Origin of the sequence: Pseudomonas sp. FP1154 (genome assembly GCF_030687245.1) — a bacterium.
GTDB classification, from domain to species: Bacteria; Pseudomonadota; Gammaproteobacteria; order Pseudomonadales; family Pseudomonadaceae; genus Aquipseudomonas; species Aquipseudomonas rhizophila.
The window spans coordinates 4198929-4212798 of the sequence record NZ_CP117465.1 but is presented as its reverse complement, the minus strand read 5'-3'; the positions used below and the strand labels follow the sequence as shown (position 1 = coordinate 4212798).

The window sequence follows — 13870 nt, the reverse complement described above, 5'->3', positions numbered from 1 at the left end:
AAGGTATGAGCACCATCGAAGAGCGCGTCAAGAAAATCGTTGCCGAGCAACTGGGCGTCAAAGAAGAAGAAGTGAAGAACGAAGCTGCCTTCGTTGAAGACCTGGGTGCCGACTCCCTTGACACCGTTGAGCTGGTGATGGCTCTGGAAGAGGAATTCGAGACCGAAATCCCTGACGAAGAAGCTGAAAAAATCACTACTGTTCAGCTGGCTATCGACTACATCAATAAGCATCAGGCTTAATTATTTTTAGTCGTCGCTAGCTGTCATGGAAAAACCGCACTGCCATCATGGCGTGCGGTTTTTTCTTTAGGCCTGATGCAAAGTCGTCATTAGAATAAAGGAGAGTGCTGTGTCGCGTAGACGCGTCGTAGTCACCGGTATGGGTATGTTGTCGCCACTGGGCACGGATGTGCCGAGCAGTTGGCAGGGCATTCTGGCTGGCCGTAGTGGCATTGGTCTGATCGAACACACCGACCTTTCTGCCTATTCCACCCGTTTTGGCGGCTCGGTAAAGGGTTTCAATGTCGAGGAGTACCTGTCGGTCAAAGAGGCCCGCAAGCTCGACCTGTTCATTCAATACGGCCTGGCAGCCGGATTCCAGGCCGTACGTAATGCCGGTCTTGAAGTCACCGATGCCAACCGTGAACGTATCGGCGTGGCCATGGGGTCGGGTATTGGCGGCTTGACCAATATCGAAGAAACCAGCCGTACGCTGCACGAGTCGGGGCCGCGACGGATTTCTCCGTTCTTTGTGCCGGGCTCGATCATCAATATGATTTCCGGTTTCCTGTCCATCCACCTGGGTGTGCAGGGGCCTAACTACGCTATTGCTACGGCGTGTACCACGGGCACCCACTGCATTGGCATGGCTGCGCGCAACATCATGTACGACGAGGCCGACGTGATGATTGCCGGCGGTGCCGAGATGGCGGCCTGCGGGCTGGGCATGGGTGGCTTCGGCGCATCCCGTGCGCTGTCGACCCGCAACGACGAACCGAGCCGCGCCAGTCGGCCGTGGGACAAGGGCCGAGACGGCTTCGTATTGTCCGACGGTTCCGGTGCGCTGGTACTCGAAGAGCTGGAGCATGCCAAGGCGCGCGGCGCGACCATTTATGCCGAGCTGATTGGCTTTGGCACCAGTGGCGATGCCTACCACATGACCTCGCCACCCGCCGACGGTGCCGGTGCTGCCCGCTGCATCACCAACGCACTGCGTGACGCGAAGGTCAACGCCGAGCAGGTGCAGTACATCAATGCCCATGGCACTTCGACCCCGGCGGGCGATCTTGCCGAGGCCCAGGCCATCAAGACCGTGTTCGGTGAGCACGCCTACAAACTGGCGGTCAGCTCGACCAAGTCCATGACCGGCCACCTGCTGGGTGCCGCGGGCGCGGTGGAAGCGATCTTCAGCGTACTGGCGATCAACAGCCAGGTCGCGCCACCGACCATCAACCTTGACGAGCCGGACGAAGGCTGCGATCTGGACTTCGTGCCACACACGGCGCGTGGCATGGACATCGATGTGGTGCTGTCCAACTCCTTCGGCTTTGGCGGTACCAACGGCTCGCTGGTGTTCCGCCGGTTCGCTGGTTGATGGAAAGCTGGGTCGACGGTCAGCCTGCCGACGTTCTGTCGCTCAAGGACCGCGGCCTGGCTTACGGCGATGGGTTGTTTGAAACCATCGCTGTGCGCAATGGCAAACCGGTGTTGCCTGAGCGTCACCTGCAGCGTCTGGCGCTAGGTTGTCAGCGGTTGACGCTCCAGGTTGACATGGGGGCGTTGGAGGCTGAGTTGCGCGCCTACGCGCAATGCCTGGGTGACGGCGTACTTAAGTTGATCGTGACCCGCGGTGATGGTCTTCGCGGTTATAGCGCTGATCCCTCGGCGCCGTCCCGGCGCATCCTGCAGGGCAGTCCGCCGGCCGCCTATCCTCTAGTGCATGCCGAGCAGGGCGTTCGCCTGTTTCCCTGTGCCACCCGCCTGTCCGAGCAACCCTTGCTGGCCGGTCTCAAGCACCTCAATCGTCTTGAACAAGTGATGGCCCGCGCCGAATGGCGCGATGCCGAGCACGCCGAAGGCTTGATGCTGGACACGTCCGGGCGAGTGATCGAAGGCGTCTTCAGTAACCTCTTTCTGGTGCGCGATGGTGAATTGGTCACGGCGGACCTGAGCCGTTGTGGCGTGGCCGGCGTGATGCGGGCCGAATTATTGTATCAAGCCGAGTCTCAAGGCATCGCCACGCACATCACCGACATCCGCCTCGAACAGCTGCACCAGGCCGACGAAGTCTTCGTCTGCAACAGCGTTTATGGCGTATGGCCGGTACGTGCATGCGGTTCGGCGCGCTGGTCGACCGGGCCGCTCACCCGTAAACTGCAGACCCTTGCCCGCACGCTATTGGATGTTTGATTCGTGAGACGTAAATTCTTGCTTCTGCTGGAAACCGGACTGGTTCTGGCGGTGCTGCTGTTGGGCACTTGCGCCTGGAAAATTCATTCGGCGTTGCAACAACCGCTGAACATCACCCAGGAAGAACTGCTGGACGTCCCCAACGGGACCACCCCCACCGGAACCCTCAAGCGCCTCGAAGCGGACGGCCTGATCAAGGACGCTTTCTGGTTGCGCGTCTATTGGCGCTTCAATCTGGCCGGCCAACCGTTGCATTCCGGTGAGTACCGGATGGTGCCGGGCATGACGATGGAAAGCCTGATCGAGGTCTGGAAGCGCGGGGAAGTGGTGCAGTACAGCGTCACCCTGGTGGAGGGGTGGAATTTTCGCCAGGTTCGTGCGGCGCTGGCCAAGGATGAAAAACTCCAGCAGACCCTCGCCGGTCTGAGTGACAGCGAAGTGATGGACCGCCTGGGCCATTCCGGGATATTCCCCGAGGGACGGTTCTTCCCGGACACCTATCGCTTCGTGCGTGGCACATCGGACGCTGACCTGCTGAAAATTGCCTACGACCGGCTCGAAGACGTGCTTGCCAAAGAGTGGGCGCAACGCGCCGCCGATTTACCTTACTCCCAGCCCTATCAGGCGCTGATCATGGCATCCCTGGTGGAAAAGGAAACCGGCGTGCCTGAGGAGCGTGGGCAGATCGCCGGTGTGTTCGTGCGCCGTATGCGCCTGGGCATGCTGTTGCAAACCGACCCTACCGTGATCTACGGGCTGGGCGAGCGCTACAACGGCAAACTCACCCGTGCTCACTTGAGGGAAGAAAACCCCTACAACACCTACCTGATTCCTGGCCTGCCGCCGACACCGATTGCGATGGTGGGGCGCGAGGCGATTCACGCCGCGTTGAACCCAGTTGCCGGCAACAGCCTTTACTTCGTTGCCCGTGGTGATGGTAGCCACGTGTTCTCCGATGACCTGGATGCGCACAATAACGCCGTGCGCGAATATCAGCTCAAGCGCCGAGCCGATTATCGCTCCAGTCCGGCCCCGACTGTGCCGGACGAGGAGTCTGTCGACGAACCGAATGCCAGCGAGCCGCCGCGCTCGCAATGACTTTGTTTAAGGATCGCCCGTGACTGGCTTGTTTATAACGCTGGAAGGCCCTGAAGGCGCCGGCAAGAGCACCAACCGCGAATACCTGGCCGAACGCCTGCGAGCCGCCGGCATCGAGGTGGTGTTGACCCGCGAGCCCGGAGGTACACCGCTGGCCGAGCGGATTCGCGAGGTGCTGCTGGCGCCGATCGAAGAAGTCATGAACCCTGACACCGAGCTGTTGCTGGTGTTCGCCGCCCGGGCACAACACTTGGCCGAAGTGATTCGCCCGGCGCTGGCCCGTGGCGCGGTGGTGCTCTGCGATCGTTTTACCGATTCGACCTATGCCTATCAGGGCGGTGGAAGGGGCTTGTCCCTGGAGCGCATCGCCGCGCTGGAAACCTTCGTCCAGGGTGACCTGCGGCCGGACCTGACCCTGGTGTTCGATCTACCGGTGGAAATCGGCCTGGCCCGCGCCAGCGCCCGGGGCCGGCTGGATCGTTTCGAACTGGAAGGCCAGGCGTTCTTCAACGCGGTGCGCAATGCCTTTTTGAGTCGGGCCAAGGCCGATCCGGCGCGTTATCTGTTGATTGATGCCGCTCAGCCGTTGGCGCAAGTCCAGCAGGCGCTGGACGGTTTGTTGCCGCGTTTGTTGGAGCGTGCCCGTGGCTGAAGCCTATCCCTGGCAGGACGGACTCTGGCAACAACTGGCCGGAAGGGCACAGCATGCCCATGCCTATCTGCTGCACGGCCCGGTCGGTATCGGTAAGCGGGCGTTGGCCGAGCGTCTGATGGCCAGCCTGCTTTGCCAGCGCCCGGGTGTCTCGAACGCGTGCGGTGAGTGCAAGTCTTGCCTGTTGCTCAAGGCTGGCAGTCATCCTGACAATTACGTGTTGGAACCGGAGGAGGCGGACAAGGCGATCAAGGTCGACCAGGTCCGGGATCTGGTCAGCTTCGTGGTCCAGACCTCGCAGATGGGCGGGCGCAAGGTGGTGCTGATCGAGCCGGTGGAATCGATGAACATCAATGCCGCCAACGCCTTGCTCAAGAGCCTTGAAGAGCCTTCCGGCGATACCGTGCTGTTGCTGGTCAGTCACCAGCCGAGCCGCTTGCTGGCAACCATCAAAAGCCGTTGCGTACAGCAGGCCTGTCCGTTGCCCAGTGAGGCGATGAGCTTGAAGTGGTTGGCCGAGGCCTTGCCTGACAGCAGCGACGAAGAACGCGTCGAGTTGCTGACCCTTGCCGCCGGCTCGCCGTTGGCGGCCGTCAGCCTTCAGGCCCAGGGTGTGCGTGAACAACGGGCGCTGGTGGTGGATGGGGTGAAGAAGCTGCTCAAGCAGCAACAGTCTCCCACGCAACTGGCAGAAGGCTGGAACGCCATCCCGCTGCTTCTGCTGTTCGACTGGTTCTGTGACTGGTCGAGTCTGATCCTGCGCTACCAGCTCACCGAGGACGAAACCGGGCTGGGACTGGCGGACATGCGCAAGGTGATTCAGTACCTGGCGCAAAAAAGCAGCCAGGATAAAATCTTGAACATTCAGGACTGGATTCTTGCCCAACGTCAGAAGGTGCTGAGCAAGGCGAACCTCAATCGGGTGCTGTTGCTCGAGGCGCTGTTGGTGCAATGGGCGAGTTTGCCTGGTCGAAACTGACAGACACTGCCTAAACTCAGCTCAATCGCAGCGGAGATCAGCATGAACGAACCTGTCAGTCCCGGGCCACGCAACGGCATCCTGTCCCTGACCATCAAGGACAAGTCGGTGCTCTACGCCGCCTACATGCCCTTCATCAAGAACGGCGGCCTGTTCATCCCCACCAACAAGAATTATCGCTTGGGCGATGAGGTGTTCATGCTCTTGAGCTTGATGGACGAAGCGGAGAAGATCCCGGTCGCCGGCAAGGTGATCTGGATGACGCCCAAAGGCGCCCAGGGTAACCGGGCTGCCGGTGTCGGTGTGCAGTTCAACGACGGCGACCATTCAGCCCGTAATCAGATCGAAACCCACCTGGCCGGAACCCTGAAATCCGACCGTCCCACCCATACGATGTAGCCCGGCCCTTTATGCTTGTAGATTCCCATTGTCACCTTGATCGTCTCGACCTCGCCGCCCACGACGGCTCCCTGGATGCTGCACTGGATGCCGCCCGCCAGCGTGGTGTGGGTCACTTCCTGTGCATCGGCGTCAGCGCCGACAATGCCGCCGACGTCAAAGCCCTGGCCGAACGCTATGCAGATGTCGATTGTTCAGTCGGCATCCATCCTCTGGACGTCCAGCCCGACGCTACGCCTGCCCTGGATTGGCTGTTGCGCGAGCTCGACCATCCACGGGTGGTCGCCATTGGCGAAACCGGCCTGGACTATCACTACGAACCACAAGCCGCCGAGGTCCAGCAGGCTTCGTTCCGGCTGCATCTGGAGGCTGCGCAACAGACTGGCAAACCGGTGATCATCCACACCCGCGGCGCCCGGGCCGACACCCTGGCCTTGTTGCGTGACGCCGCGTTGCCCCAGGCGGGGGTGCTGCATTGTTTCACCGAAGACTGGGACATGGCCAAGACCGCGCTGGACATGGGCTATTACATTTCCTTGTCCGGCATTGTCACGTTTCGCAATGCCGACGCGCTGCGGGATGTGGCCAGCAAAGTGCCGGCAGATCGCCTGTTGGTGGAAACCGACTCACCGTACCTTGCGCCGATTCCGTATCGTGGCAAGCCGAACCTTCCGCAATACGTGCGGGAAGTGGCGGAGTTCCTGGCGATGTTGCGGGGCGAGTCCTACGAGCGATTTGCCGAGCAGACTACGGAGAACTTCAAGCGGCTGTTTCCGCTGGCCCATGTCCGCGCGGTGTCTGCCTGAGTTTCAGGCAAAAAAAACCCGGGTTCTGGGGGGTGAATCCGGGTTAAGACCATTAGGAGTAAAACAAAGGCACGCGGTCCGTTGGTACCTTTACCGGCGCGTCACTTGGGGGAGATGTCGCGCCGACAGTTCAAGTATTGATCAGTATGCTGACGCGTCCAGTTTAGCCGGGCTGGTTTTTAAACAAATTTGGAATACGCTCGCTTCGGATAAGTTCTCACTGCCGTCAAAGCCAGTCGTTACGGTGCGGCGAAGCGAATGACAGGAAGCTGGAGCTGCACGGTTTTGTGAAGAACTGTGGTTGGGAACGGATGATCCGTGCATTTTTGCGTAAGTTAGGCATAATACTCGGCTTCGAATTTTGACCCTTCAGACCTTTTTCTTATGCACAAAGAACCCCGTAAGGTCCGTGAGTTTCGTCGCCGCGAGCAGGAAATTCTCGACACCGCGCTCAAGTTGTTCCTCGACCAGGGTGAAGACAGCGTCACCGTCGAGATGATTGCGGATGCCGTGGGTATCGGCAAAGGCACGATTTATAAACATTTCAAATCCAAGGCGGAGATCTACCTGCGCCTGATGCTTGATTACGAGCGCGATTTGAATGAGCTGCTGCATTCGGCCGATGTGGACAAGGACAAGGAGGCCCTGTCCCGGGCCTACTTCGAATTCCGCATGCGCGATCCGCAGCGTTATCGCTTGTTCGACCGCCTGGAAGAGAAGGTGGTCAAGGGCAACCAAGTGCCGGAGATGGTCGAGGAACTGCACAAGATCCGCGCCTCGAACTTCGAGCGCCTGACCCTGCTGATCAAAGGCCGGATCAGTGAAGGTAAGCTCGAAGACGTGCCGCCCTATTTCCACTACTGCGCCGCCTGGGCGTTGGTGCACGGTGCGGTGGCGCTGTATCACTCGCCGTTCTGGAGCAACGTGCTGGAAGACCAGGAAGGCTTCTTCCAGTTCCTGATGGACATAGGCGTTCGCATGGGCAACAAGCGCAAGCGTGACACCGACGTTCCGAGCAGCTAAGTCATTCAGCTGCCTGATTGCGCCATGTCCGCTTACATGGCGCAGTGTCCCAGGAATATACTCAGGCTTGGGCCTTGCGAAAACTTGAGTTCTGGGTCAAGTTTCGTAAGTCCGATTCTTCTTTCGCCGGAGTGATCCATGATCGTTGACCGTCAAGGCAGGCGTTTCCGCAATTTGCGAATCAGCCTGACTTCAGCCTGCAATTACGCCTGTACCTACTGCGTGCCCAACGGCAAGCGGCTGGTGGCTGCGCAGGATGAACTGTCGGCCGAGGCCATGGCGCGCGGTGTGGCCTACCTGATCGAAGCTGCCGGTATCGAGCGGCTGCGCATCACCGGCGGCGAGCCGCTGGTCAGCCCCAAGCTTGAAAGCTTCATGACGGCGGTGGGGCAGATGGGCCTGGAGGACATCAGCCTGACCACCAATGGTCAGTTACTGGCCAAAAAGTTGCCTTTGCTGGTAGATGCCGGCATTCGCCGCATCAACGTTTCCCTCGATACCCTGGACCCAGGGGCGTTTCGCAGTATCGCCCGCGGTGGCGATCTGGCAACCGTGCTCGACGGGATGGATCAGGCCCGTGCTGCGGGAATGAAGATCAAGGTCAACATGGTGCCGTTGCGCGGGCAGAACCTGGATCAGGTGATGCCACTGCTCGAGTACTGCCTGGAGCGCGGCTATGAGCTGCGCTTCATCGAGCTGATGCGCATGGGGCACCTGGCCAGCGACTCCAACGCGTTCCTGCAGCAATTCGTCAGCCTTCAGCAGTTGCTGAGCCTGATCGGCGACCAGTACGAGTACCTGCAAGCCGACGCTCCAGTGGATGCCACCGCAGTGCGCTATGAAATTCCGGGCCTAGGGCATTTTGGCGTGATCGCTAACGAAAGCGTGCCATTCTGTCGTACCTGCTCACGGTTGCGGCTGTCCTCCACGGGTTGGCTGCATGGCTGCCTGTCGTCGAGTAACCGACACTTTGTCGGCGATCTGCTGGACAAACCCCGTCATCAGGCCTTGCCGGCTCTGCAGCGCTTGCTGGTCAAGGCGTTGGGGGATAAGCAGGAAGTGGCGTTCTCTGGCGGCGCAACCATCATGAAAATCATCGGCGGTTGACGAATGCTATCGCGGGCAAGCTTTGCTCCCAGGTGAACACCGTACCTGTGGGAGCAAGGCTTGCCCGCGATAGCAATTTCCCCTTCACTTGGATGTGTCTGACACCTCCATTTCGATGAGCTGGCGCAAAAGCTGCATCCAATGGCCATTCGCCGGTTTTCCGTCACCGGTTTTTGGAGGGTAGGATGCGTAGCCTGGTTTTGCTGCTGGCCGTTTTGGCGCTCGGTGGCTGCATGAATGTCAGCGACATGGGGGAGGGCGTTCGCTACCACATGAGCGACGCCGGTTTGCTGGACCACAGCGACAGCCGGCGTGTGAATAACCTGCGCATCCAGCCGGATTCGTTCATCTACATTGCTCAGGGTGCCTTCGCGCCTCCCGGCAGTGCCTACCCGCGGCCCAATGTCGTCGCCGAAGAGGCCTTCAACGGTTTCATCGAGTATTTCCCCATGGTGCGTCGTGCCCGGGTTCCCGAGGGTCTGGACCAGGCCATGGGCGAAGCCCGAGCCGCCGGTGCTCACTACTTGCTGTATACGCGGTTCGCCAAGGCCGACAACCGTATCGGCAACACCGACGAATGGCTGGATGAAGAGGCCGTGGACCGTTTGGGTGTCGACACCAGCGTCATTCAAATCATGTTGATCGAGACCAGCACCCAGTATTTGATTGATACTGCACGCATCAAGAGTCGTGGCGGTTTACTGACGTTGCACGACAAACAGCCAGAAGACCTGATCGCTCCCCCTTTGCGCGAGTATGCCCGCAGCCTGTTGGGAGTGAGCGACCAGTAACATTCAAGGAGTCACCATGAGCGGACCGCAAAAAGCCAATGACCTGCTGGGGCAGATCCCCAAGACCAAAGGTTTGCCGCCAGTCCACTTGTGGAATCCTGACTTCTGCGGCGATATCGACATGCGCATCGCCCGTGATGGCACCTGGTATTACCTGGGTACGCCAATCGGGCGCAAGCCGATGGTCAAGCTGTTCTCCACTATCATCCGCCGCGACGGCGATGATTACTTCCTGATCACTCCTGTGGAAAAAGTTGGCATCAAGGTCGACGATGCACCGTTTGTGGCGGTGACCCTGGAGGTTGAAGGGCAGGGTGAGCAGCAGCGACTGCGCTTCACCACCAACGTCGAGGAAACCACTGAGGCCGGCGGCGAACATCCGATGCGGGTGGTGATCGATCCGCAAACCCAGGAACCCGCGCCCTACGTGCACGTACGCAGCAACCTCGAAGCGCTGATCCATCGCAATGTGTTCTACCAGTTGGTGGAGCTGGCGGTCAGTCGCGAGATCGACGGGCAGAGGTGGTTGGGGGTATGGAGTGGTGGGGTATTTTTCCCGATAGGCCTGGAACCCTGATCCCTGTGGGGGCGAGCCTGCTCGCAGCATGGCCAACCTTGTCTTAACTGATCCACCGCTATCGCGAGCAGGCTCGCTCCCACCCGGGTGAAGCCGTAAAATTCAAATTGACACCCAATCATATGATGATTAGTTTGGGCCTCTATAGAAAGTGGCCCCGGGGTGTTCATGTCCAGCAGTTTTCACGCATCGACCGTCGATTGGCTGGGGGGCTGGATAGCCGCCGGTCAGGTCAAGCCTGGGCAGACCATCAAGGTTGAGGCCGACCTCGGCCAGCAATTGGGCGTCAGCCGCACGGTGATCCGCGAAGCGATCAAGACCCTGGTGGCCAAAGGCATGCTGGAAGTCGGCCCGAAAGTCGGGACACGGGTGCTGCCGGTGCGTCGCTGGAATCTGTTTGACCCGCAGGTGGTCGGTTGGCTGTCGCGCAGTGGGCTGCCGGAAAATTTCGTCGATGACCTGCTGGACCTGCGGCGTACCATCGAACCGATGGCGGTGCGCTGGGCCTGTGAGCGCGCGACGGCCGATCAGGTGCAGGCGATCCGCCTGGCCTACCATGCCCTGGAGCGGGCGGTGGACAGCGGGGCCGATTACAACCGTGCCGACCAGTTCTTCCATGAGTGCATCCTCGCTGCCAGCCATAATCAATTTATTGAGCAAATGGTCCCGGCCCTGGGCGCGCTGCTGGCGGTGTCGTTCGAGGTGTCCGCCGCCGACCCGGATGAGCTGCGCCGCACGTTGCCGATCCACAAGGATATCGCCGAAGCCATCGCTGCCCGTGACGCGGCGCGGGGCGTCTGGGCCTGCATGACCTTGATCGATAACGCTGACCTGGCGATCAAGCGTTTTTACCCTAACGTCATGGCCGGGCGGACAGAGATTGCCGGGCAAGCAGGAAACAGGAGTGTTCAATGATGTGGACGGCTGTGACGGAACACCGGGCGATATTGGGAGAGGGTCCCTTCTGGGACGAGCTGACCCAAGCACTGTATTGGGTCGACATTGCTGGTAAACAGGCGCTGCGGCTGATCGGCGCGAATGTGCAAATCTGGCAGATGCCCGAGCATGTGTCCGCTTTCATTCCGACACAAAGCGGCGACGCCTTGGTGACCCTGAGCAGCGGTGTCTATCGACTCGATCTGGATTCGCCGGGACTGGAACCGAGCCTGAAATTGCTGTGCGTGGCCGATCCCCGGCCAGGGAATCGCGCCAACGAGGCTCGTTGCGATGCCCTGGGCCAGCTCTGGCTCGGCACCATGCAGAACAACATCGGCGAAAACGCAGAAGACCTGCCCATTGAAGGACGATCCGGAGGGCTGTTTCGCATTGGCGCCGATGGCCGGGTTCTGCCGCTGCTGCGCGATCGGGGCATTCCCAACACGCTGTTATGGAGTCCTGACGGCACTACGGTGTATTTCGGCGAAAGTCTCGACGGCACGCTTTACCGACACTTCATCTATCCCGACGGCAGCCTGGCCCCCGCCGAGGTCTGGTTTGGCCCTCACCCGCGTGGCGGCCCCGACGGCTCGGCAATGGATGCCAGGGGCTATGTCTGGAATGCTCGCTGGGACGGTAGCTGCCTGCTGCGACTGGACCCGCAAGGTCAGGTTGATCGGGTGATCGAGCTGCCCGTCAGTCGTCCCACCAGCTGTGTGTTTGGTGGTGAGGACCTCAAGACACTGTACATCACCAGTGCGGCGAGCCCACTTAACCATCCACTCGACGGCGCGGTGTTGTCGATGCGAGTCGATGTACCCGGTGTGGCTTGTACGCGGTTCGCGGGCTGAATCCCAAAATATGGGATGTAAATATATATATTGAGATTATTTGACGAGCGGGTTTATAGTCGGTCCCATCAGCGACACGCACTCACACTAAAAAAACAAGACAGGTGAAGTGATGCAACGATCTTCCTCCGTACCGCCCGACGGCGTACGCGATTCCAAAAGCCTTTCGACCGGCCATCTCTGGATGTCCGGTTTTTGTCGTGCTTGCGGACAGGAGTCTTGAGTCATGGCCCACACCCTGTCCTTGTTACCGATGCCCGAACCCCCGAAAGGCGAACGCCTGAAAAACAAAGTGGTGCTGCTGACCGGGGCTGCCCAAGGCATTGGCGAGGCGATTGTCGCCGCGTTCGCCTCGCAGCAGGCACGCTTGGTCATCAGTGATATCCAGGCCGAGAAGGTTGAGACAGTCGCAGCCCTCTGGCGTGAACGCGGGGCGGATGTGCAGGCACTCAAAGCCGATGTATCCAACCAGCAGGACCTGCATGCCATGGCCCGTCGTGCCGTCGAGCTGCACGGTCGCATCGACGTTCTGGTGAACTGCGCGGGCGTGAACGTATTTCGTGACCCGCTGGAAATGACCGAGCAAGATTGGCGGCGTTGTTTCGCCATCGACCTGGATGGCGCCTGGTACGGTTGCAAGGCTGTGTTGCCGCAGATGCTTGAGCAGGGCGGGGGCAGCATCATCAATATCGCCTCGACTCATTCATCCCACATCATTCCCGGCTGTTTCCCTTACCCGGTGGCCAAGCACGGACTGCTCGGCCTGACCCGCGCATTGGGTATCGAATACGCGCCCAAAGGTGTGCGGGTGAATGCCATTGCGCCGGGTTACATCGAAACCCAATTGAATATCGACTACTGGAACGGCTTCGCCGATCCACATGCCGAACGCCAGCGTGCGCTGGATCTGCACCCGCCACGCCGAATCGGCCAGCCGATCGAAGTGGCAATGACGGCGGTGTTCCTGGCCAGCGATGAAGCACCTTTCATCAACGCCTCGTGCATCACCATCGATGGTGGACGTTCGGTCATGTACCACGACTGAATATTTCGGGATTTCAGTCGGAAACTTCGCCTGTAATCCAATCATCATACGATATGACTATTTGGACCTATGCTGTACAGCAACATGTTTGACCGCCCAGCCTGCGCATTTCCACTGATGTTGGAGCAGGGCCCTGGACGTTTTGGCTTTCAATAAAAAAAACAAGGAGACAGCTATGAATCATCGTCGTGGGATCCGTTCCCTGTGCCGTGCCGCCCTGGCGGTTACTGCCGTCAGCCTCAGCAGCACCTTGCTGGCGGCCGAAGAAGTGAAGATCGGTTTTCTGGTCAAGCAGGCCGAAGAACCCTGGTTCCAGACCGAATGGGCGTTCGCCGAAAAGGCCGGTAAGGACCGGGGCTTCACGGTGATCAAGATCGCCGTGCCCGACGGCGAGAAGACCCTCTCGGCCATCGACAGCCTCGCCGCTAACGGCGCCAAGGGCTTCGTGATCTGCCCACCGGACGTGGCTCTCGGCCCGGCCATCGTGGCCAAGGCCAAACTCAATGACATGAAAGTGATTGCCGTGGATGACCGCTTCGTCGGCTCCGATGGCAAGTTCATGGAAGACGTGCCGTACCTGGGCATGGCCGCGTTCGAAGTGGGCCAGAAGCAAGGCGACGCGATGGCCGCTGAGGCGAAAAAGCGCGGTTGGGACTGGAAAGACACCTATGCCGTGATCAACACCTACAACGAGCTGGATACGGGCAAGAAACGTACCGACGGTTCGGTCGACGCCCTGAAGAAGGCCGGCTTTCCAGACGATCACATCCTTTATACCGCGCTGAAAACCCTCGACGTGCCGGGCAGCATGGACGCCACCAACTCGGCCCTGGTGAAACTGCCCAGCGGGGCGAAAAACCTGATCATCGGCGGCATGAACGACAACACAGTGCTGGGCGGCGTGCGCGCCACCGAAAGCGCCGGGTTCAACGCGGCCAATGTGATCGGGATCGGCATCAACGGCACCGACGCCATCGGCGAACTGAAAAAACCCAACAGCGGTTTCTTCGGTTCGATGCTGCCAAGCCCGCACATCGAAGGCTACAAGACCGCCGAGATGATGTACGAGTGGATCACCACCGGCAAAGAGCCACCGAAGTACACCGCCATGGACGAGGTGACGCTGATCACTCGGGAGAACTTCAAGCAAGAACTGGAGAAGATCGGCCTGTGGAACTGATGGTCGGTTGATTCA

The 13870-nt window shown here is 59.9% G+C and carries 16 protein-coding genes; all 16 read left to right on the top strand.

Annotated features, from left to right (window positions below; translation table 11 throughout):
* Nucleotides 1-5: 5 nt before the first annotated feature.
* The 16 genes from acpP (at nucleotide 6) to PSH91_RS18765 (ending at nucleotide 13855) form a co-directional block, all read left to right on the top strand.
* Nucleotides 6-242: an acyl carrier protein gene (gene acpP / locus PSH91_RS18840; protein ID WP_047228199.1), complete on the top strand. Its 237-nt coding sequence runs from the start codon at nucleotides 6-8 to the stop codon at nucleotides 240-242.
* A 109-nt stretch (nucleotides 243-351) separates the two neighbouring features.
* Nucleotides 352-1596 (top strand): beta-ketoacyl-ACP synthase II, encoded by a 1245-nt coding sequence (fabF, locus tag PSH91_RS18835; RefSeq protein WP_047228200.1) that lies wholly within the window; start codon nucleotides 352-354, stop codon nucleotides 1594-1596.
* Nucleotides 1596-2411 (top strand): aminodeoxychorismate lyase, encoded by an 816-nt coding sequence (gene pabC / locus PSH91_RS18830; RefSeq protein WP_305466472.1) that lies wholly within the window; start codon nucleotides 1596-1598, stop codon nucleotides 2409-2411. The genes fabF and pabC overlap by 1 nt, the downstream gene beginning before the upstream one ends.
* Before the next feature lie 3 nt (nucleotides 2412-2414).
* The gene (mltG, locus tag PSH91_RS18825; protein ID WP_274090959.1) at nucleotides 2415-3509 is read left to right on the top strand and encodes an endolytic transglycosylase MltG; all 1095 of its coding nucleotides are present in this window, start codon (nucleotides 2415-2417) and stop codon (nucleotides 3507-3509) included.
* A 19-nt stretch (nucleotides 3510-3528) separates the two neighbouring features.
* Nucleotides 3529-4161 (top strand): dTMP kinase, encoded by a 633-nt coding sequence (gene tmk, locus PSH91_RS18820; RefSeq protein WP_047228202.1) that lies wholly within the window; start codon nucleotides 3529-3531, stop codon nucleotides 4159-4161.
* Complete coding sequence (locus PSH91_RS18815) at nucleotides 4154-5140, top strand: DNA polymerase III subunit delta' (RefSeq protein WP_092458737.1); 987 nt, start codon at nucleotides 4154-4156, stop codon at nucleotides 5138-5140. Before tmk ends, PSH91_RS18815 begins: the two co-directional genes overlap by 8 nt.
* A gap of 42 nt (nucleotides 5141-5182) precedes the next feature.
* Complete coding sequence (locus PSH91_RS18810; RefSeq protein ID WP_047228204.1) at nucleotides 5183-5539, top strand: PilZ domain-containing protein; 357 nt, start codon at nucleotides 5183-5185, stop codon at nucleotides 5537-5539.
* 11 nt (nucleotides 5540-5550) lie between these two features.
* Nucleotides 5551-6345 (top strand): TatD family hydrolase, encoded by a 795-nt coding sequence (locus PSH91_RS18805; protein ID WP_047228205.1) that lies wholly within the window; start codon nucleotides 5551-5553, stop codon nucleotides 6343-6345.
* 384 nt (nucleotides 6346-6729) lie between these two features.
* Nucleotides 6730-7368: a TetR/AcrR family transcriptional regulator gene (locus tag PSH91_RS18800; protein ID WP_003204240.1), complete on the top strand. Its 639-nt coding sequence runs from the start codon at nucleotides 6730-6732 to the stop codon at nucleotides 7366-7368.
* A gap of 138 nt (nucleotides 7369-7506) precedes the next feature.
* Nucleotides 7507-8475: a GTP 3',8-cyclase MoaA gene (locus PSH91_RS18795; RefSeq protein WP_047228206.1), complete on the top strand. Its 969-nt coding sequence runs from the start codon at nucleotides 7507-7509 to the stop codon at nucleotides 8473-8475.
* 185 nt (nucleotides 8476-8660) lie between these two features.
* Nucleotides 8661-9266 (top strand): DUF4823 domain-containing protein, encoded by a 606-nt coding sequence (locus PSH91_RS18790; RefSeq protein WP_047228207.1) that lies wholly within the window; start codon nucleotides 8661-8663, stop codon nucleotides 9264-9266.
* Nucleotides 9267-9282: 16 nt separating this feature from the next.
* Complete coding sequence (locus PSH91_RS18785) at nucleotides 9283-9843, top strand: DUF1285 domain-containing protein (RefSeq protein WP_047228208.1); 561 nt, start codon at nucleotides 9283-9285, stop codon at nucleotides 9841-9843.
* Nucleotides 9844-10011: 168 nt separating this feature from the next.
* Complete coding sequence (locus tag PSH91_RS18780) at nucleotides 10012-10758, top strand: FadR/GntR family transcriptional regulator (RefSeq protein WP_047228209.1); 747 nt, start codon at nucleotides 10012-10014, stop codon at nucleotides 10756-10758.
* Nucleotides 10755-11630, top strand: coding sequence for an SMP-30/gluconolactonase/LRE family protein (locus PSH91_RS18775; RefSeq protein ID WP_305466469.1), 876 nt, complete (start codon nucleotides 10755-10757; stop codon nucleotides 11628-11630). Before PSH91_RS18780 ends, PSH91_RS18775 begins: the two co-directional genes overlap by 4 nt.
* Nucleotides 11631-11856: 226 nt before the next feature.
* On the top strand, nucleotides 11857-12675 hold the full coding sequence (locus PSH91_RS18770; protein WP_047228211.1) for an SDR family oxidoreductase: 819 nt from the start codon (nucleotides 11857-11859) through the stop codon (nucleotides 12673-12675).
* Between the two features lie 175 nt (nucleotides 12676-12850).
* Nucleotides 12851-13855 (top strand): substrate-binding domain-containing protein, encoded by a 1005-nt coding sequence (locus tag PSH91_RS18765; RefSeq protein ID WP_047228212.1) that lies wholly within the window; start codon nucleotides 12851-12853, stop codon nucleotides 13853-13855.
* Nucleotides 13856-13870 lie beyond the last annotated feature (15 nt).

Excerpts from the sequence above, each read along its gene's own strand:
- PSH91_RS18780 (WP_047228209.1), top strand. The coding sequence starts at position 10,012 with ATGTCCAGCAGTTTTCACGCATCGACCGTCGATTGGCTGGGGGGCTGG.
- PSH91_RS18790 (WP_047228207.1), top strand. The coding sequence starts at position 8,661 with ATGCGTAGCCTGGTTTTGCTGCTGGCCGTTTTGGCGCTCGGTGGCTGC.
- PSH91_RS18800 (WP_003204240.1), top strand. The coding sequence starts at position 6,730 with ATGCACAAAGAACCCCGTAAGGTCCGTGAGTTTCGTCGCCGCGAGCAG.
- PSH91_RS18805 (WP_047228205.1), top strand. The coding sequence starts at position 5,551 with ATGCTTGTAGATTCCCATTGTCACCTTGATCGTCTCGACCTCGCCGCC.
- acpP (WP_047228199.1), top strand. The coding sequence starts at position 6 with ATGAGCACCATCGAAGAGCGCGTCAAGAAAATCGTTGCCGAGCAACTG.
- PSH91_RS18765 (WP_047228212.1), top strand. The coding sequence starts at position 12,851 with ATGAATCATCGTCGTGGGATCCGTTCCCTGTGCCGTGCCGCCCTGGCG.
- PSH91_RS18775 (WP_305466469.1), top strand. The coding sequence starts at position 10,755 with ATGATGTGGACGGCTGTGACGGAACACCGGGCGATATTGGGAGAGGGT.
- pabC (WP_305466472.1), top strand. The coding sequence starts at position 1,596 with ATGGAAAGCTGGGTCGACGGTCAGCCTGCCGACGTTCTGTCGCTCAAG.
- PSH91_RS18785 (WP_047228208.1), top strand. The coding sequence starts at position 9,283 with ATGAGCGGACCGCAAAAAGCCAATGACCTGCTGGGGCAGATCCCCAAG.
- PSH91_RS18810 (WP_047228204.1), top strand. The coding sequence starts at position 5,183 with ATGAACGAACCTGTCAGTCCCGGGCCACGCAACGGCATCCTGTCCCTG.
- PSH91_RS18795 (WP_047228206.1), top strand. The coding sequence starts at position 7,507 with ATGATCGTTGACCGTCAAGGCAGGCGTTTCCGCAATTTGCGAATCAGC.
- PSH91_RS18770 (WP_047228211.1), top strand. The coding sequence starts at position 11,857 with ATGGCCCACACCCTGTCCTTGTTACCGATGCCCGAACCCCCGAAAGGC.